Here is a 16318-nt window from a genome sequence, read left to right as displayed (position 1 = left end):
TGGGTGTTATTCCTAATTACCATCCCGTCTCTGGGAATAATCTGAGGATACATAAACTGCATGCCTGAATAAGCACATGCAGTTGACATATTTAACGTTGATGTAACAATTTGTAGAGTGCAGGAATAACTAACATCGACAATAACGGTGCCGTTACCATGCCACCAATCATCGGTGCGGCAATACGTTGCATCACCTCCGAGCCACTCCCGCTGCCCCACATGATGGGCAGCAGTCCCGCCATAATAGTGGCGACCGTCATCACCTTCGGACGCACGCGCAGCACGGCACCTTCGTGGATCGCCCGCATCAGCACCGTATTTCCCCCTTCTGGCTCCAGCCTGTGATATTTATCGAGCGCATGATTCAAATAAAGAACCATAATTACGCCGAATTCTGCCGCCACTCCGGAAAGGGCGATAAAGCCAACGGCCCCCGCCACTGACAAATTATATTCAAGCAGCCACAGTAACCACACGCCCCCAATAAGCGCGAAAGGCAATGTCCCCATTATTATCAGGACATTTGATATCCGCCTGAAGGTTAACCATAAAAGGACGAATATAATCATCAGCGTGACAGGTAAGACTATTTTGAGCGTCGCGGTCGCCCGTTCCAGATATTCAAACTGCCCGGACCAGGAGAGAGACACGCCCTGCGGCAATACCACCTTCTCCTCCACCCGTTTTTGCATTTCATCCACGGCGGACTTCAGATCGCGCCCGCGCAAGTCCACGTAGATCCAGCTGGAAAGGCGCGCGTTTTCACTTTTTAGCATCGGTGGGCCTTCCGTCACGACGATATCGGCCAATTCCCCCAGCGCCACCTGGTTACCGCTGGCGGTCACTACCGGCAACACCCGCAACGTGCCGACGTTATCACGCAAATCGCGGGGATAACGCAGGTTGATGGGATACCGCTCGCGTCCCTGGATCACCTCGCCAATGTTTTCACCCCCGACCAGCGTGGAGACCAGGCTTTGCAGTTCATCGACGGAAACGCCGTAGCGCGCGGCTTTTTGCCGGTCGATACGAATATCCACGTAGCGTCCGCCTTCCAGACGCTCCGCCAGCGCAGAGGAGACGCCAGGAACGTCCTTCACCACCTGCTCAATCTGCCGGGACACGCGCTCAATGTCGGCAATATTATTGCCGTTCACCTTAATGCCGACCGGGCTTTTGATCCCGGTTGCCAGCATGTCCAGGCGGTTACGGACAGGCGGCACCCACACATTGGCAATACCCGGCAGCGACACGGTTTTATCAAGCTCCTCCACCAGCTTTTGCGGCGTCATTCCTGGCCGCCACTGCTCGCGGGGCTTAAAGTGAATGGTTGTTTCCAGCATGGTTAATGGCGCGGGATCGGTTGCCGACTCCGCGCGACCGGCTTTGCCAAACACGCTCGCGACCTCCGGTACGCTTTTGATCAAGCGGTCCGTCTGCTGAAGCAGCCGCGATGCCTCGCGAGCAGAGATCCCCGGCAGCGTGGAGGGCATATAGAGTAAATCCCCTTCATCCAGCGGCGGCATAAATTCGCTTCCCAGGCGGCTCAGCGGCCAGAGCGTGGCGATCAGCAGCAGACATGCCAGTGCCAGCGTCATTTTCGGGAAGGTCAGTACCTTGTCCAGCAGCGGCTCATACAGGCGGATCAGGAGGCGGTTGATCGGGTTTGCCTTCTCATCCGGGATTTTCCCGCGAATGAAAAAGCCCATTAGCACCGGCACCAGGGTGATCCCAAGCCCGGCGGCCACGGCCATCGACCAGGTTTTGGTGAACGCCATCGGCGAGAACATTCGCCCCTCCTGCGCTTCCAGCGAAAAAACCGGTATAAATGACAGCGTGATGATTAACAGGCTGCAAAACAGCGCTGGTCCCACTTCAACCGCCGCCTTTTCCGCCAGACGCCAGTATTCCCCCGGCGCGGGCTCCTTGCCCGGATTATCATGCCGCCACTGCTCCAGCACCTTGTGCATGTTTTCAATCATCACAATTGCCGCATCCACCATCGCCCCGATGGCAATGGCGATCCCGCCGAGCGACATCATATTCGCGTTAATGCCCTGATAGTGCATCACCACAAAAGCACCGAGGATCCCCAGCGGCAGAGAGACCATCGCCACCAGCGCGGAGCGCAGGTGGAACAGGAACAGCGCGCACACCAGTACCACCACGGCAAACTCTTCGAGCAGCTTGTGCGTCAGCGTTTTGACCGATTCCTCAATCAGCGTGGAACGATCGTAGACCGGAACAATCTCGACGCCCTGCGGCAGCGTTTTTTGCAGCTCGCTCAGTTTCGCTTTTACCGCACGAAGCGTTTCCAGCGCATTCTGCCCGTAGCGCATCACGATCACGCCGCCAGCGACCTCCCCTTCACCGTTAAGCTCCGCCACGCCCCGGCGGATCTCCGGGCCAATGCCAATGGTGGCGACATCTTTCAGCAGGACAGGTACGCCATCGCGGGTGGCGATCACCACATTGCGAAAATCCTCCAGCGAGCGCAAATAGCCCGTTGTCCGCACCATATACTCCGCTTCGCCCATCTCCAGCAGGGCGCCGCCGCTCTCTTTATTGGCGGCCTGCACCGCGCCCGATAGCTGGCTGTGAGTAATATTCAGCGCGCGCATCTTCGCCGGGTCCGCCACGATCTGATACTGACGCACCATTCCGCCAATGCTTGCCACTTCAGATACATTCGGTACCGTCTTAAGCTCGAACTTAAGCGTCCAGTCCTGAAGGGCCCGCAGATCTGCCAGGCTGTGTTTTCCACTACGGTCGATCAGCGCATATTCGTAGATCCAGCCCACGCCCGTCGCATCTGGCCCCAGCGACACCTTCACGCCTGGCGGAAACTGCGCCTGTACCTGGCTTAAATATTCCAGCACCCGGGATCGCGCCCAGTAGAGATCGGTGCCATCCTCAAACAGCACATACACATAAGCGTCACCAAACATTGAAAAACCACGCACGGTTTTAGCACCCGGCACGGACAACATGGAGGTTGTCAGGGGCCAGGTCACCTGATCTTCAATCACCTGCGGCGCTTTTCCGGGGTAACTCGCTTTGATAATGACCTGCACATCAGACAGATCGGGCAACGCGTCCAGCGGCGCGCGCTGCACCGCCCACCAGCCCCAGCCGGCCATCATCAGCGCGGCCAGGATCACCAGCAGGCGGTTACGCAACGAGGCGCGAATCACAGCGGCAATCATGGAGTCACCTCCGGCATCACGCTACGCAGGCTGGCTTCGGAATCAATGAGGAATTGCCCGGACGTCACCACCTTATCGCCCTCTTTGACCCCGGACAGGATCGCCGTCCAGCCCTGCGCCGTCAGGCCGGTTGTCACCGTCACAGGCTGGAAATAACCGTCCCCGGTGGCCAGCAGCAGACGCGCAGACTCTCCGCTGTTAATCACCGCCTCTTCCGGCACCGCCAGCACCGGCGGGCCTTTCATCTCTTCCGCACGCCTGACGGAGAGGTACATGCCTGGCTTAAGCTTATGTGCGGTATTTTCCAGCACGATACGGGCTTTCAGGGTTCTCGTGGTCGTCTCCATCTGCGGCAGCAATTCGCTGACCGTGCCGTGGAATTGCTCCCCCGGCCAGCTTTCTGACGTTGCTACCACGTTGCTGCCCACTGCCAGAGACTGCGCCTGCGTTTGCGGGTAGTCGACCACCAGCCAGACAGGATCGAGGCTGGCGATCTCAAACAGCGGCGCCGTTGCGGTGATTTGCGCCCCTTCCCGCACGTCCAGCTTCACCACATAGCCCGCCCGGTCAGCGCGCAGGGTGAGCGTGGTCTGCGGCTTACCGCTACGCTCCAGCAAACGAATGACCTCTTCCGGCATAAACTGCAACGCCAGCCGCTCGCGTGCGGCGCGGGTCAATGCGGCATCGCCAAGCTGACGAACTGCGAGGTACTCCTGCTGGGCGGTGGTCCATTGCGGGATCCACAGTTGCGCCAGCGCCTCTCCGGCTTTCACCTGCTGCTGTGGCGCATTAACAAACAATTTTGACACCACGCCATTGGCCGGGGCTGACACCACCGAGACGTTACGTTCATCCGTTGCAACCGTGGCAAAGGCCGAGAACGGCGAAACCAGCTGGCGCATCTCAACGTTGGCGGTTTTCATCCCCAGGTTTTGCTGCTGTTGAGTGCTGATGACCACGCCTGACGCCGCCTGTGCTTCATCGGCGTAGCGCGGGACCAGATCCATATCCATAAAGGGGGATTTACCCGGCTTATCGAAGCGCTGACCGGGCACCATAGGGTCGTACCAGTAAAGCACCTTACGTTCAGAGGGTTGTGCAGCCGCAGCCGGCTGATGCGCCTGCTTCTTTCCGACAAAATAGCCGCCAGCGGCAGCTATCGCGATGGCAATCGCCATTAACGTTGTTTTTTTCATTGCGCCAGCTCCTGCGGGATCAGCCAGTTCACGGCAGCCCAGGTTCGCGCCATTTCGCGCTCCGCCTGGTTCACCGCCAGTTCCGTATCCAGTACGCCACGACGCGCCTCCAGCAGGGCCGGAAGCGCCGACTGTCCAGAGCGATATTGCGCCGTCAGTACCGCCAGCCGTTGACGCTGCAACGGTAGTACCTCGTCCCGCTGTCGCTGCCACACCGTTTGCGCAGCCTGATACTGCGCCACCAGCGTTTGCACCTGGGCAATGTGTTCGCGTTTGAGCAGCGTGAGTTGATCCACCGCCTGCATTGAGCGGGAAACATCGGCGGCGTAATCCTTGTCCTGACGTTTTGACTGGAACAAAGGCAGATCCACGCTGAACATCACGCCAGCCATATCGTCATAGCCTTCGGCGCGGTGGGCGTAATAGACCTCCACATCCACATCGGGTATCGCCGCCACGGCAGATTGCGCTGAACGCGCTTTCGCGGTCTCGGCTTCACGTCGTGCGGCCACCACTTCCGGGTGCCTGACCATCCCCTCCTGCAACGTTTTTTCATCGGCAGGAAGACGCTGATAGCGCGGCAGCGGACCGCGAACCGCCGTAATCGCGTGCCCCGTAAGCTCCAGCAGACGGCTTTGCGCCAGCTGCACATCCCGCTGCGCCAGCGTCTCTTTGTCGCGCATGGCGCTGAGGATCATTTGCAGGGCCAGTACGCTGTCCGGCGTGGCGCTTCCCGCCCCGACGCTCGCCTTCTGCACGCCCCGCTGGCGTTCCGTTTCGCGGACCAGCGTTCTGGCCGTGTTCAGCGCCTGCTGGGCCAGCGCCAGATCCAGCCAGGCCTGGGCGGTATCACGCTGAAGCGCGGCGCGGACGGCCTCGGATTTTGCCAGCACGCTTCGCGCCTGCGCCTGAAAGGTCTGCGCTTTACGTTCCCGCTTCTCTGAGCTGACGTAGCTTTGCATGATGCCAACCTTCTGCATGGTCATCCCTTCGCGCGTCAGCCGCCGATCGTTGCTGCCCTGTACCGGCACGTTTTCGATACCGAATTTCAGTTTTGGGTCAGGTAATTGCGTGGCGGAATCCGCCATCGCATCCAGCGCCTGCGCTTCGTTACGGCTGGCAGAGAGTTCTGCCGAGTAGCGCTGGGCTTCGGTCAGGGTGTGTTCGAGCGTCCACGGCTCCGCCTGCGCGGCGGAGGTTAACAGGCCGAACAACACCCCACCGAGCCACAGGCTCAGTGTGTGTTGTTTCATGGTGACCTCGCTTAGCGCGCTGGCGTCAGCGAGATAATCTGGAAACCGTCACCCGCACGCTCAAGCGTGAAGGTCACTTCATCCCCTGGTTTGGCGTCATTCAGCGTGGCGCCGGCAGATAAAGTAAACGGCATGGTCATTGCTGGCCATTTTAGTTCCGGTATGGCCTCGTGCCGGAGCATGACGGCGCTGTCAGAGATCGACTGAACCACGCCGTGGCCCTGCCAGGTCTGGTTTGCCTGAACGGTATAAGAAGCGAAAGAGACGGACGCGCCAACCAGCGCGGAAAGGAATATAGTACGCATGAAAAAACTCCTGTTAAACGTTAAGTAAATGAAAATCAACGAATTAACAGGTTTTTACTCCCGAAACCGGCAATAGCGGATCGTTGCCGGCGGCCCCACAGCAGGAGGGGTAACGGACCACGCAGGATGGCTTGCAGACGAGCACTCTGGGGTCGTTAAGGTCAGGGTCATGGCGGCAGGCAGCGCCACCAGATGCGGCTGGGCAGGATCTTTTTGTACCTGATCCGGCACACAATGTTTTTCACACAGCGGTGAAGCACCGGCAGCATAATGCGGCCCCGGTTGCGCCATCATCTCCATATGCTGGATGGTGGCTACCTCACCGCGCAAATCCATTGAACATTGATGGGAGGCGACGGCCACCTGACTCTGGATCAACAGCCAGCCAAACGCCAGCAAAAACATCAGCAGATGTTTTTTGATAAAGCGCAGGCGATATGTCCAGCTGGCGTGCATATTCAGATCGTCGGATAGGGTAAAAGTGAACCGAGTATAAGCAGGCAAAAGAATGAAAGAGAAGTGGTTTTAAAGAGATTTACGTTTTAAATCGATTGTCGGCAAGTAATACTCAAAACCTTAACACTTCACCATCATTTTAATGACATATAATATCTATTCATCAGGTCAATAACGTCTTAATATAAATGACGCAGGGTTAGCAAAAATATCGTCATCAGTGCCTTTAGTAGTCTCTTTCTTGATTTTAATCAGCAAGGACTGGACATTTATTCGGCACATTTCAGCTTCTTTTTTATTGATTATTTGTCTCTCGGGCAGCAAGGATACAGGGGAAATCATGCTTACTTTTCTCGAACTCCTCATTGGAGTCGTGGTCATTGTTGGTGTAGCACGCTACATCATTAAAGGTTACTCAGCCACCGGCGTGCTATTTGTCGGCGGCCTGACGCTGCTGATCATTAGCGCGCTAATGGGTCATCAGGTTTTACCCGCCAGCGAAGCCAGCACCGGATATACCGCTACCGATATTGTGGAATATATAAAAATTCTGCTGATGAGCCGCGGCGGCGATCTGGGCATGATGATCATGATGCTCTGCGGATTTGCTGCCTATATGACCCATATCGGCGCGAATGATATGGTGGTAAAGCTGGCTTCTAAGCCGCTGCAATATATTAATTCCCCCTATCTGCTGATGGTCGCGGCCTATTTCCTGGCCTGTCTGATGTCATTAGCCGTTTCCTCAGCAACGGGTCTTGGCGTGCTGTTAATGGCAACGTTGTTCCCGGTAATGGTTAACGTCGGGATCAGCCGTGGCGCAGCGGCGGCTATTTGCGCCTCTCCGGCGGCGATTATTCTCTCCCCTACTTCCGGTGACGTAGTGCTGGCCGCAAAAGCCGCGGAAATGTCGTTGATTGACTTCGCCTTCAAAACCACACTGCCGATCTCCATCACCGCTATTCTCGGCATGGGCGTGGCGCATTTCTTCTGGCAGCGCTATCTCGATAAGAAAGAGAACGTCAGCCACGAAATGATGGACGTCAGCGAAATCACCACTACCGCCCCGGCGTTTTATTCCATCCTGCCCTTCACGCCGATTATTGGCGTGCTTATTTTCGACGGCAAATGGGGCCCGCAGCTGCACATCATCACTATCCTGGTGATCTGTATGCTGCTGGCGGCCATCCTGGAATTCGTTCGTGGTTTTAACACCCAGAAAGTGTTCACGGGTCTGGAAGTTGCCTTCCGCGGTATGGCGGATGCCTTCGCGGGCGTGGTGATGCTGCTGGTTGCCGCGGGGGTGTTTGCCCAGGGGCTGAGCACCATCGGCTTTATTCAGAGCCTGATCTCGATCGCTACCTCGTTCGGCTCGGCCAGCATTATCCTGATGCTGGTGCTGGTGGTGCTGACCATGCTGGCGGCGATGACCACCGGCTCCGGTAACGCGCCGTTCTACGCCTTTGTTGAGATGATCCCTAAGCTGGCGCACTCCTCCGGCATCAACCCGGCTTACCTGTCCATTCCAATGCTTCAGGCTTCCAACCTGGGTCGTACCATTTCTCCGGTATCGGGCGTGGTGGTTGCGGTTGCGGGGATGGCGAAAATCTCTCCGTTTGAAGTGGTAAAACGCACGTCAGTGCCGGTGCTGGTTGGCCTGATTATCGTTATTATCGCCACCGAAGTGCTGGTTCCCGGCGCTGCCTAAGCGAAATTCCTGATTTCCAAAAAGCGCCTGCGGGCGCTTTTTGTGCTTTAATAACCCCCAGAAATTAATCGCGCCCAACCAATCAGGAAAGCAAATGTTCAGGAAGGATATCGTTATCCCGTCTGGCGCAGTAGCGCTTGCACTCTGTGTCTTCTCAATTCAGGCAGATCCGCTTAAGCCAACCCAGTACGGCGATTTCGATCGCTACGTTCTGGCCCTTTCCTGGCAAACCGGATTTTGCCAGAGCATGGTCGAACGTAACCGTGACGAACCGGAAGAGTGTCGCCTGCAAAAAGAGAGCAGCAACAAAATCGATTTTCTGACCGTCCACGGCTTATGGCCCGCGCTGCCGAAATCTATTGCCGCTCGCGGAGTGGATGAACGCCGCTGGATGCGCTTCGGCTGTGCCACTCGTCCGGTTCCGAATATGCCGGAAGCAAAAGCCAGCCGCAAATGTGACGCCGCAGAGACCGGACTATCGCTAACCGGCGCGGCGAAGCTGAACAGCGTGATGCCCGGCGCGGGCGGCAACTCCTGCCTTGAACGTTATGAATACGCGAAACACGGCGTCTGCTTTGGTTTTGATCCCGACGCTTACTTCGGCACCATGGTGCGCATGAACCAGGAGGTGAAGCACAGCGCGGCAGGAAAATTTCTGGCGGAAAATTATGGCAAAACCGTCCGCCGCAGCGACTTCGATGCAGCCGTGGCCAAAAGCTGGGGGAAACAGAGCGTAAAAGCGTTCAAGCTTACCTGCCACGGCAATCCGGCTTATCTGACCGAGATGCAGATCTCGCTGAACGCCAGCACCATCAACAACCCGCTCTCTGCCGGCTCCTTTGCGCCACAGCCGCATCCGGGCAACTGCGGCAAACAGTTTGTCATTGATAAAGCCGGTTACTGATGCTGCGCCGGGCACCTTTTTGCCCGGTTTTTCATTGATTTCCGTGATATGACGATTAACCTCACACTTCCGCTCACACGCATCATTTTTCCAGCAAAAGCATTATTAATCCGGTAAACATCACTGAAACCTCCCCGCCATAATCATGGCGTTATCTACAGGAGGAATTTCACATGGCTAAAAAACTGATTGCACTGTGCGCCTGCCCGATGGGCCTGGCACATACCTTCATGGCAGCCCAGGCGCTGGAAGACGCGGCGACGGAAGCCGGTTATGAGGTAAAAATTGAAACCCAGGGCGCGGACGGGATCCAGAATCGCCTGACCCCGCAGGATATTGCCGACGCTGACATTATTATCCACGCCATCGCGATCACCCCGGAAGACAATGAGCGCTTCGAAACGCGCGACGTGTATGAGATTACGCTTCAGGACGCCATTAAAAACGCGGCTGGCACCCTGAAAGAGATCGAAGAGATGATTGCAGCAGAACAATAATAATCCTCACACCCAGGGGTTTTCGTCATGGCTATAAAAAAACGCAGCGCGGTTCGCCCGGACAGTCACGAGGGTGACACACTTGCCATCAAATCCGCACCGGTTGCCGCCGGTGCGTCTTTCTGGAAAGAGCTTCCACAGCACATTATGTCGGGGATATCCCGCATGGTGCCAACGCTTATCATGGGCGGGGTTATCCTCGCCATTTCACAGCTCATCGCCTACGTCTGGCTGGAGATCCCGCCTGACACCGGTATTCTCGACGCGCTTAACTCTGGCAAATTCACCGGTTTCAATCTCTCGGTATTGAAATTTGGCTATCTGACCGAATCGTTCGGCGGGCTGCTGTTCAGCTTCGCCATCCCGATGTTTGCCGCCTTTGTCGCCAACTCTATCGGCGGAAAGCTGGCCTTCCCGGCCGGGTTTATCGGTGGCCTTGTCGCCACGCAGCCGACGCTGGTGCTGAACTTTGATGCGGAAAAACTGACCTGGCTTGCCACCAAACCCGTGCCCTCCACGTTTATTGGCGCGCTGATTATCGCCATAGCCGCAGGCTATCTGGTCAAATGGCTGAATAGCCGTATTAACGTACCGCAGTATCTGCTGGCCTTTAAAAGCACCTTTCTGATCCCAATCCTCTCGGCGCTGTTTGTGATGCTGGCGATGTATTACATCATCACGCCGATTGGCGGCTGGCTGAATGCAGGTATGCGGACCGTACTGCTGGCGGCGGGTCAGGCGGGCTCCATGATGTATGCCATCGGGATGGCGGCGGCCACGGCGATTGATCTTGGCGGCCCCATTAACAAAGCGGCGGGATTTGTTGGCCTTGGGCTGACAACCGATCATGTCCTGCCCATCACCTCCCGCGCCGTGGCGATTGTTATTCCGCCCATTGGTCTGGGGCTGGCCACGCTGATTGACCATCGTCTGACCGGCAAACGCCTGTTTAGTCCGCAGCTTTATCCGCAAGGCAAAACGGCCATGTTCCTCGCCTTTATGGGCATCAGTGAAGGGGCCATCCCGTTCCTGCTGGAAAATCCGCTTGCGACGCTGCCGGCGTATATGGCGGGCGCGATTGCGGGTGCAATGACCGCCACCGCGCTCGGTGCCGTGCAGTGGTTCCCTGAATCGGCGATCTGGGCGTGGCCGCTGGTCACCAATCTGGGGGCGTACATGCTCAGTATTGTGGTCGGGGCGGCGATCACCGCGCTGTTGGTCGTGATTATTCGTAACAGTTTGCACAAGCGCGGAAAACTCGCTATCGACACGCTGTAACGGGGTGAAACATGGAACTACTGAGAAAGCTTCGTGCCTGGCTGGCTGCGGAAAAACTGGACGGCGTGCTCATCTCTTCGCGCCAGAATAAACAGCCGCACCTGGGCATTTCAACCGGTTCGGGATATGTGCTGGTGTCACAAACCGCGGCACATATCCTGGTGGATTTCCGTTACTACAGCGATATCGCTTCACGAGCGGCGGGCTATGAAATGCACCTGCTTAACACGGAGAACCCGTTTGCGCAGGCGGTGAACCAGATTATTGCGAAGGACAATCTCGCCCGTCTTGGCTTTGAGGGTGAATACGTGAGCTGGCAAACAGGCGTGCTGTGGCGCGATACGCTGAATACCACCCTTTGCAGCACCTCGCTAGACGCGCTGCGGCAGATAAAAACCGCTGACGAAATCGACCGTATCCGTGCAGCATGCGGCATTGCCGACCGCGCCGCACAGCACATCCGGCGTTTCATTCAGCCCGGTATGCGCGAGCGTGAAGTCGCTGCCGAGCTGGAGTGGTTTATGAAGCAGGAGGGTGCGGACAAGCCCTCTTTCGACACCATTGTCGCCAGCGGGCCGCGCGGTGCGCTGCCCCACGGCAAAGCCTCTGACAAAGTGATTATGCCTGGCGAGATGATCACCCTTGATTTCGGCGCCCAACACCAGGGGTATTGCTCGGATATGACAAGGACCTTTCTTGTCGCCGGGCAAAACACGCCGCCGGAGGAGCACCCTCTCTATGCGGTGTACCAGATCGTTCTGGCGGCACAACAGGCGGCCATTGATGCCATCCGCCCCGGCGTTTCCTGTCATCAGATCGATAGCGCCGCACGTTCCGTGATTGAACGTGCAGGTTACGGTCCGCAGTTCGGGCATAACACCGGTCATGCCATTGGTATTGATGTCCATGAAAATCCACGTTTTTCCCCTACCGACCGCACCCCGTTGCAGCCCGGCATGGTGCTGACCGTTGAGCCGGGGATCTACCTTGAACACCAGGGCGGGGTACGAATTGAAGATGTGGTGCTGGTGACGGAAACGGGCGCCGAGGTGCTTTATACCTTCGACAAACAGCTATTGCTGACGGGAGAACAAGAGTGGACAGAGATTTACTGCGCGCCCTGAGCGAAGCAGACGCCGTTGCGGCCTCAGAGCAAGAGGTACGCGACATCCTGCTCAGTGAGGCGCAAAAATACCATAAAGAGGTTCAGTTTGATGGGCTGGGTTCCGTGCTTATCCGCGTCAACCAGAGCCGGGGCCCGAAGGTGATGGTCTGCGCCCATATGGATGAAGTCGGTTTTATGGTGCGTAGCGTCTCGCGCGAAGGGGCCATTGATGTCCTGCCCATCGGCAACGTGCGCATGATGGCCCGCACCCTTCAGCCGGTGCGCATCACCACGCGTAACGGGGAAAAAATACCGGGACTGCTGGATGGGGATCTGAAAGGAGAAAACGTTGACAATTTGCGTGTCGACATTGGCGCGACGTCGGCGGAGGAGGTGTTCGCCGCCGGTATCGACGCAGGCGACCGCGTGACGTTCGATACACCCTTTCAGACCCTTCCTCACCATCGGGTGATGGGTAAAGCCTTCGACGATCGTCTCGGCTGTTACCTGCTGATCGCGCTGCTGCGCGAGCTGCACCAGACGCCGCTCGACTGCGAGCTGTGGCTGGTGGCCAGCTCAAGTGAAGAGGTCGGCCTGCGCGGCGGCCAGACCGCCACGCGCGCCATTCATCCTGATATCGCGCTGGTGCTGGATACCGCCTGCTGGTCAAAAAATTTCGATTATGGCAGCGCCAACCATCGCCAGATCGGTGCGGGCCCGATGCTGGTGCTGTACGACAAAACGCTCATCGCCCCAGCCAAACTGATTGCGCTGGCTGAGACGATCGCGCGCTCGCAGGGGATCCCGCTGCAAAAAGACATGTTCAGCAACGGCGGAACGGACGGCGGGGCGATCCATCTCTCCGGCACTGGCGTGCCGACTCTTGTGCTTGGTCCCCCGACCCGACACGGGCACTGCGCGGCATCCATTGCCGACGAAAAAGACATTCATCACACCCAACAACTGCTTGTCGCGCTTGTGGCAGGCATGAACCGTGAGACCGTGGATCATCTGACGGACTTCAGATGCTGATCTCACGCGGCCAGGAGGAAGTATGCTTTCAATTGAATTTTTCTGCCCACTGCCCAACGGCCTGCATGCGCGTCCGGCCTGGGCGTTAAAAGAGCAGTGCAGCGCATGGCGCAGCGACATCCGCTTTATCAACAGACGGCTTAACACTCACGCGGATGCCAAAAGCTCGCTGGCGCTGATTAGTACCGGTACGCTGTTTAATGACAGCTGCGTGCTGGAAATTAACGGCAGCGACGAGGAGCAGGCCCGACGCGTGCTGGAGGCGTATCTCACCGGCGCGTTTATCGACAGCGACAGTATTCCCTCCGGCGACGCGCCGTACGTTGCGCATCCCCTGCCCCGTTCGCTTGTAAGGCTTGCTCCCCACCTTCAGCACGGCATTACGCTCGCCAGTGGCATCGGGGCTGGCACTCTGCGAGGCTGGCAGAGCGATAACCTCAAACGTTATTGTCAGATCCCCGCCTCGCCGGAAGATATTACCCGCCTGGAACACAGCCTGGCGACGCTGGCTGAACAGCTCAACCACCGTCTGCGCGGGCTGGACGGCGAGAGTAAAACCATTCTCAGCGCGCATCTTTCGCTGATCCAGGATGAGGAGTTTGGCGGCACCATACGCCGACTGATCGCCGAGGAACGGCTAAGCCTTGCGGAGGCGATCATTCGTAATATGGAGCTGATCTGCGACAAGCTGTCGCTCTCCGCCAGCGACTACCTGCGTGAACGCGTCAGCGATATTCGCGACATCAGCGAGCAGCTTCTTACCATTACCTGGCCGGAGTTGCAGCAAACCTCCGCATTCACCCTCAGCGCCCCCACTATTCTGGTGGCGGAAGATCTGACGCCCAGCCAGTTTCTCAGCCTCGACACGCAGTACCTGAAAGGCATGGTGCTTGAAAAAACAGGCCGGACGTCGCATACGCTGATCCTGGCACGCGCGGCCTCCGTGCCTGTGCTGAGTGGTTTAACGGTCGCCTCGCTGGCGCCGTTGATGGGAAAAGAGGTCATTCTGGACGGCATCTGTAGCGTGCTGGTCGTTGAACCCAACGACGCGGTGAATGATTACTATAGCGTGGCGCAGCGCCTTGCCGACCGACGCCACCAGCAGCAGATCAAAGATGCGGGTCTTCCAGCACTCACCCGCGACAACGTACCGGTAGAGATTGCCGCCAACATCGGCAGCGCGCTGGAAGCGCCCGGGGCGTTTGCCTGCGGCGCGCAGGGTATCGGGCTGTTTCGCACTGAAATGCTGTATATGGACAGAGACTCCGCGCCGGACGAGCAGGAGCAATTCGAAGCCTATCAGCAGGTGCTGCTCTCCGCGCAGGGCAAGCCGGTCATCTTTCGCACAATGGACATCGGCGGCGATAAGCAGATCCCTTACCTGAACATTCCCCAGGAAGAAAACCCGTTCCTCGGCTATCGTGCCGTTCGTATTTATCCCGAATTTGCCGATCTCTTCCGCACCCAACTGCGCGCGATCTTACGCGCAGGCGCCAGCGGCAATGCGCTGTTGATGATCCCGATGGTGCACAGTCTCGATCAGATTTTATGGATCAAACAGGAGCTGCAAAACGTTCGTGACGCCCTGGCCTCACAGGGGTTACGTCACACCGCACACCTGCCGCTGGGGATCATGGTTGAAGTGCCTTCAGTCTGCTTTATCATCGATCACTTCTGCGAAGAGGTGGATTTCTTCAGTATCGGCTCGAACGATATGACTCAGTATCTCTACGCTGTCGATCGCAACAACCCGCGCGTTTCGGGGCTGTATAACCCCATCACACCGTCTTTTTTACGCATGGTTCGCCAGATCGTCACCGCAGCGCATCGTCACGGGAAATGGGTCGGCATTTGCGGGGAACTTGGCGGAGAGCAGCGCTACCTCCCTCTTCTGCTTGGTCTGGGCTTAGATGAGTTCAGCATGAGCGGGCCGCGCATCCCTGCGGTAAAAACCCAGCTGCGTCAGTTGGACATGGCAACCTGCCGGGCGTTGGCGGAAAAGGCCTGCGACAGCCGCAGCGCAGAGGAAATTGAAGCCCTGCTGGCGGATTTCACACCGGAAGCGCCGCCGCGTCCCTTGCTGGCCCTGGAGACTATCGTGGTCAATGAGCCGCTGACCTCAAAAGAGCAGGTACTTCAGTTCTTATGCGGAAATCTTGCGATTCATGGCAGGACCGAAAACCCGCTGGAGCTTGAAGAAGATCTCTGGCAGCGCGAAGAGATTGTCACCACCGCCGTCGGGTTTGGCGTGGCGATCCCTCACACCAAATCGCAATGGATACGCCACTCCAGCATCAGCATTGCACGCCTGGACAAGGCGATTGACTGGGAGTCGGATTTGGGCGACGTCGAGCTGGTGATCATGCTGACGCTCGGCGCTCAGGAAGGGATTAATCACGTGAAGGTCTTTTCCCAGCTGGCGCGAAAGCTGGTCAATAAAACGTTTCGCGAGTCGCTGTTTGCAGCAACGACGCCGCAAAGTATCCTGGATCTGCTGAACGCTGAAATCACGTTCTGACTGTCACTGAAAGCGTGCGCGATACTCCCCCGGCGTCAGGCCAAACTGGCGCCGGAACAGACGGCTAAAATAGTCGCTATCGGCATAGCCGCAGCGCTTCGCCACTTCCCCCACCGGCAGGTGGTATTTTTGCAGGATGGTTCTCGCCTTCGCCATACGCACCCAACGAACGTAATCCACAAAACTCATCGTCCCCTGTTGGGAGAACAGGCGTGACAGATGGTTAGCCGAAATATTAAACAGCGCGGCGACGCTGTCCCGCGACAGGGATTCAGCATAGTTTTCCTGCACCCAGTTACAAATGCTCTGATAGAGGAAATCCCCACGCGACAGTCCCGGTTCAGGCAGCGACGACACCACTTTCCGGCACCAGTGCAGCAGGCTCAGCACCAGCGGTTGAATAATGGCCTGATCCTGCGGGGAAGCGCTCAGGTGCGTCAGGGCCATCAGCATCGCAGCACATTCGCCTCGTTCAGGATGAGGAAGCTCAACGTGTCGCTGCGCAGGCACGGAGCGCCCATGACGGGTATCATGAAACACCAGCCCCAGCCACGACGGCGCAAAAAGAATGCTCAGCAGCATGACCGGTCGTTCAAACACCGGGACGCTGGCGGCCTGGGCGGGAAGAAACAGCATTTCCCCTTGGCAGAGGGTCTGGTGCCCGGTAACCAGTCTGTTGCCATATTCCCCGCGAAGAACGACATCAAGCCGTGGCCAGTCGCGGCTCACGCTTCCGACAGCGTCAGACGCGCCACGTTGAGCAAACCAGACTCGCCCCAGCTGCTGTGGGTTGAGCACCAGGCCGCTCAACAGATCGGCAAAAAACTGCTGATCGGCGGGCAACAGGGTTGCGCGCAT

Annotated in this window: 13 protein-coding genes; 7 read left to right on the top strand and 6 right to left on the bottom strand. The window is 57.6% G+C overall.

What is annotated here, in order from left to right; all coding sequences use genetic code 11:
• Positions 1-91 precede the first annotated feature (91 nt).
• The 5 genes from IM290_RS13020 to IM290_RS13000 are packed head-to-tail and all read right to left on the bottom strand — an operon-like array spanning position 92 to position 6418.
• Positions 92-3208: an efflux RND transporter permease subunit gene (locus IM290_RS13020; protein WP_193041721.1), complete on the bottom strand. Its 3117-nt coding sequence runs from the start codon at positions 3206-3208 to the stop codon at positions 92-94.
• Positions 3205-4404 (bottom strand): efflux RND transporter periplasmic adaptor subunit, encoded by a 1200-nt coding sequence (locus IM290_RS13015; protein WP_193041722.1) that lies wholly within the window; start codon positions 4402-4404, stop codon positions 3205-3207. Before IM290_RS13015 ends, IM290_RS13020 begins: the two co-directional genes overlap by 4 nt.
• Positions 4401-5657: a TolC family protein gene (locus IM290_RS13010; RefSeq protein WP_193041723.1), complete on the bottom strand. Its 1257-nt coding sequence runs from the start codon at positions 5655-5657 to the stop codon at positions 4401-4403. The genes IM290_RS13015 and IM290_RS13010 overlap by 4 nt, the downstream gene beginning before the upstream one ends.
• Before the next feature lie 11 nt (positions 5658-5668).
• Positions 5669-5962: a copper-binding protein gene (locus IM290_RS13005; protein WP_017694319.1), complete on the bottom strand. Its 294-nt coding sequence runs from the start codon at positions 5960-5962 to the stop codon at positions 5669-5671.
• Positions 5963-6016: 54 nt separating this feature from the next.
• Positions 6017-6418 carry a hypothetical protein gene (locus tag IM290_RS13000; protein WP_063136445.1) on the bottom strand — a complete coding sequence of 134 codons (402 nt, stop codon included), beginning with the start codon at positions 6416-6418 and terminating at the stop codon, positions 6017-6019.
• Between the two features lie 340 nt (positions 6419-6758).
• Between IM290_RS13000 and dcuC the strand changes: the two genes are divergently transcribed.
• From dcuC to ptsP, 7 genes are all read left to right on the top strand, one after another.
• Positions 6759-8126 (top strand): anaerobic C4-dicarboxylate transporter DcuC, encoded by a 1368-nt coding sequence (dcuC, locus tag IM290_RS12995; RefSeq protein ID WP_017382481.1) that lies wholly within the window; start codon positions 6759-6761, stop codon positions 8124-8126.
• Positions 8127-8220: 94 nt separating this feature from the next.
• Complete coding sequence (gene rna / locus IM290_RS12990; RefSeq protein ID WP_032103114.1) at positions 8221-9030, top strand: ribonuclease I; 810 nt, start codon at positions 8221-8223, stop codon at positions 9028-9030.
• Between the two features lie 173 nt (positions 9031-9203).
• Entirely contained in the window at positions 9204-9527 is a 324-nt protein-coding gene (locus IM290_RS12985) for a PTS fructose transporter subunit IIB (protein ID WP_017382483.1), read from the top strand.
• 27 nt (positions 9528-9554) lie between these two features.
• Complete coding sequence (locus IM290_RS12980; RefSeq protein WP_017382484.1) at positions 9555-10805, top strand: PTS fructose transporter subunit IIC; 1251 nt, start codon at positions 9555-9557, stop codon at positions 10803-10805.
• An 11-nt stretch (positions 10806-10816) separates the two neighbouring features.
• On the top strand, positions 10817-11929 hold the full coding sequence (ypdF, locus tag IM290_RS12975; protein WP_193041724.1) for an aminopeptidase: 1113 nt from the start codon (positions 10817-10819) through the stop codon (positions 11927-11929).
• Positions 11902-12942: an aminopeptidase gene (gene ypdE / locus IM290_RS12970; protein ID WP_193041725.1), complete on the top strand. Its 1041-nt coding sequence runs from the start codon at positions 11902-11904 to the stop codon at positions 12940-12942. The genes ypdF and ypdE overlap by 28 nt, the downstream gene beginning before the upstream one ends.
• Positions 12943-12964: 22 nt before the next feature.
• Positions 12965-15460 (top strand): phosphoenolpyruvate--protein phosphotransferase, encoded by a 2496-nt coding sequence (gene ptsP / locus IM290_RS12965; protein WP_193041726.1) that lies wholly within the window; start codon positions 12965-12967, stop codon positions 15458-15460.
• 3 nt (positions 15461-15463) lie between these two features.
• Here ptsP and IM290_RS12960 read toward each other — a convergent pair whose 3' ends face one another.
• Entirely contained in the window at positions 15464-16318 is an 855-nt protein-coding gene (locus IM290_RS12960) for an AraC family transcriptional regulator (protein WP_063136447.1), read from the bottom strand.

Origin of the sequence: Enterobacter cloacae complex sp. S1, from assembly GCF_014930525.1 — a bacterium.
GTDB classification, from domain to species: Bacteria; Pseudomonadota; Gammaproteobacteria; order Enterobacterales; family Enterobacteriaceae; genus Enterobacter; species Enterobacter hormaechei_C.
The sequence above is the reverse complement of the archived record's forward strand: the minus strand, read 5'-3'. Positions and strand labels throughout refer to the sequence as shown.

Bases quoted from the DNA above. Each gene is read 5' to 3' on its own strand.
- ptsP (WP_193041726.1), top strand. From the start codon at position 12,965: ATGCTTTCAATTGAATTTTTCTGCCCACTGCCCAACGGCCTGCATGCG.
- dcuC (WP_017382481.1), top strand. From the start codon at position 6,759: ATGCTTACTTTTCTCGAACTCCTCATTGGAGTCGTGGTCATTGTTGGT.
- IM290_RS12985 (WP_017382483.1), top strand. From the start codon at position 9,204: ATGGCTAAAAAACTGATTGCACTGTGCGCCTGCCCGATGGGCCTGGCA.
- IM290_RS13005 (WP_017694319.1), bottom strand. From the start codon at position 5,962: ATGCGTACTATATTCCTTTCCGCGCTGGTTGGCGCGTCCGTCTCTTTC.
- ypdF (WP_193041724.1), top strand. From the start codon at position 10,817: ATGGAACTACTGAGAAAGCTTCGTGCCTGGCTGGCTGCGGAAAAACTG.
- IM290_RS12960 (WP_063136447.1), bottom strand. From the start codon at position 16,318: ATGCGCGCAACCCTGTTGCCCGCCGATCAGCAGTTTTTTGCCGATCTG.
- rna (WP_032103114.1), top strand. From the start codon at position 8,221: ATGTTCAGGAAGGATATCGTTATCCCGTCTGGCGCAGTAGCGCTTGCA.
- IM290_RS13000 (WP_063136445.1), bottom strand. From the start codon at position 6,418: ATGCACGCCAGCTGGACATATCGCCTGCGCTTTATCAAAAAACATCTG.
- IM290_RS12980 (WP_017382484.1), top strand. From the start codon at position 9,555: ATGGCTATAAAAAAACGCAGCGCGGTTCGCCCGGACAGTCACGAGGGT.
- IM290_RS13020 (WP_193041721.1), bottom strand. From the start codon at position 3,208: ATGATTGCCGCTGTGATTCGCGCCTCGTTGCGTAACCGCCTGCTGGTG.
- IM290_RS13015 (WP_193041722.1), bottom strand. From the start codon at position 4,404: ATGAAAAAAACAACGTTAATGGCGATTGCCATCGCGATAGCTGCCGCT.
- IM290_RS13010 (WP_193041723.1), bottom strand. From the start codon at position 5,657: ATGAAACAACACACACTGAGCCTGTGGCTCGGTGGGGTGTTGTTCGGC.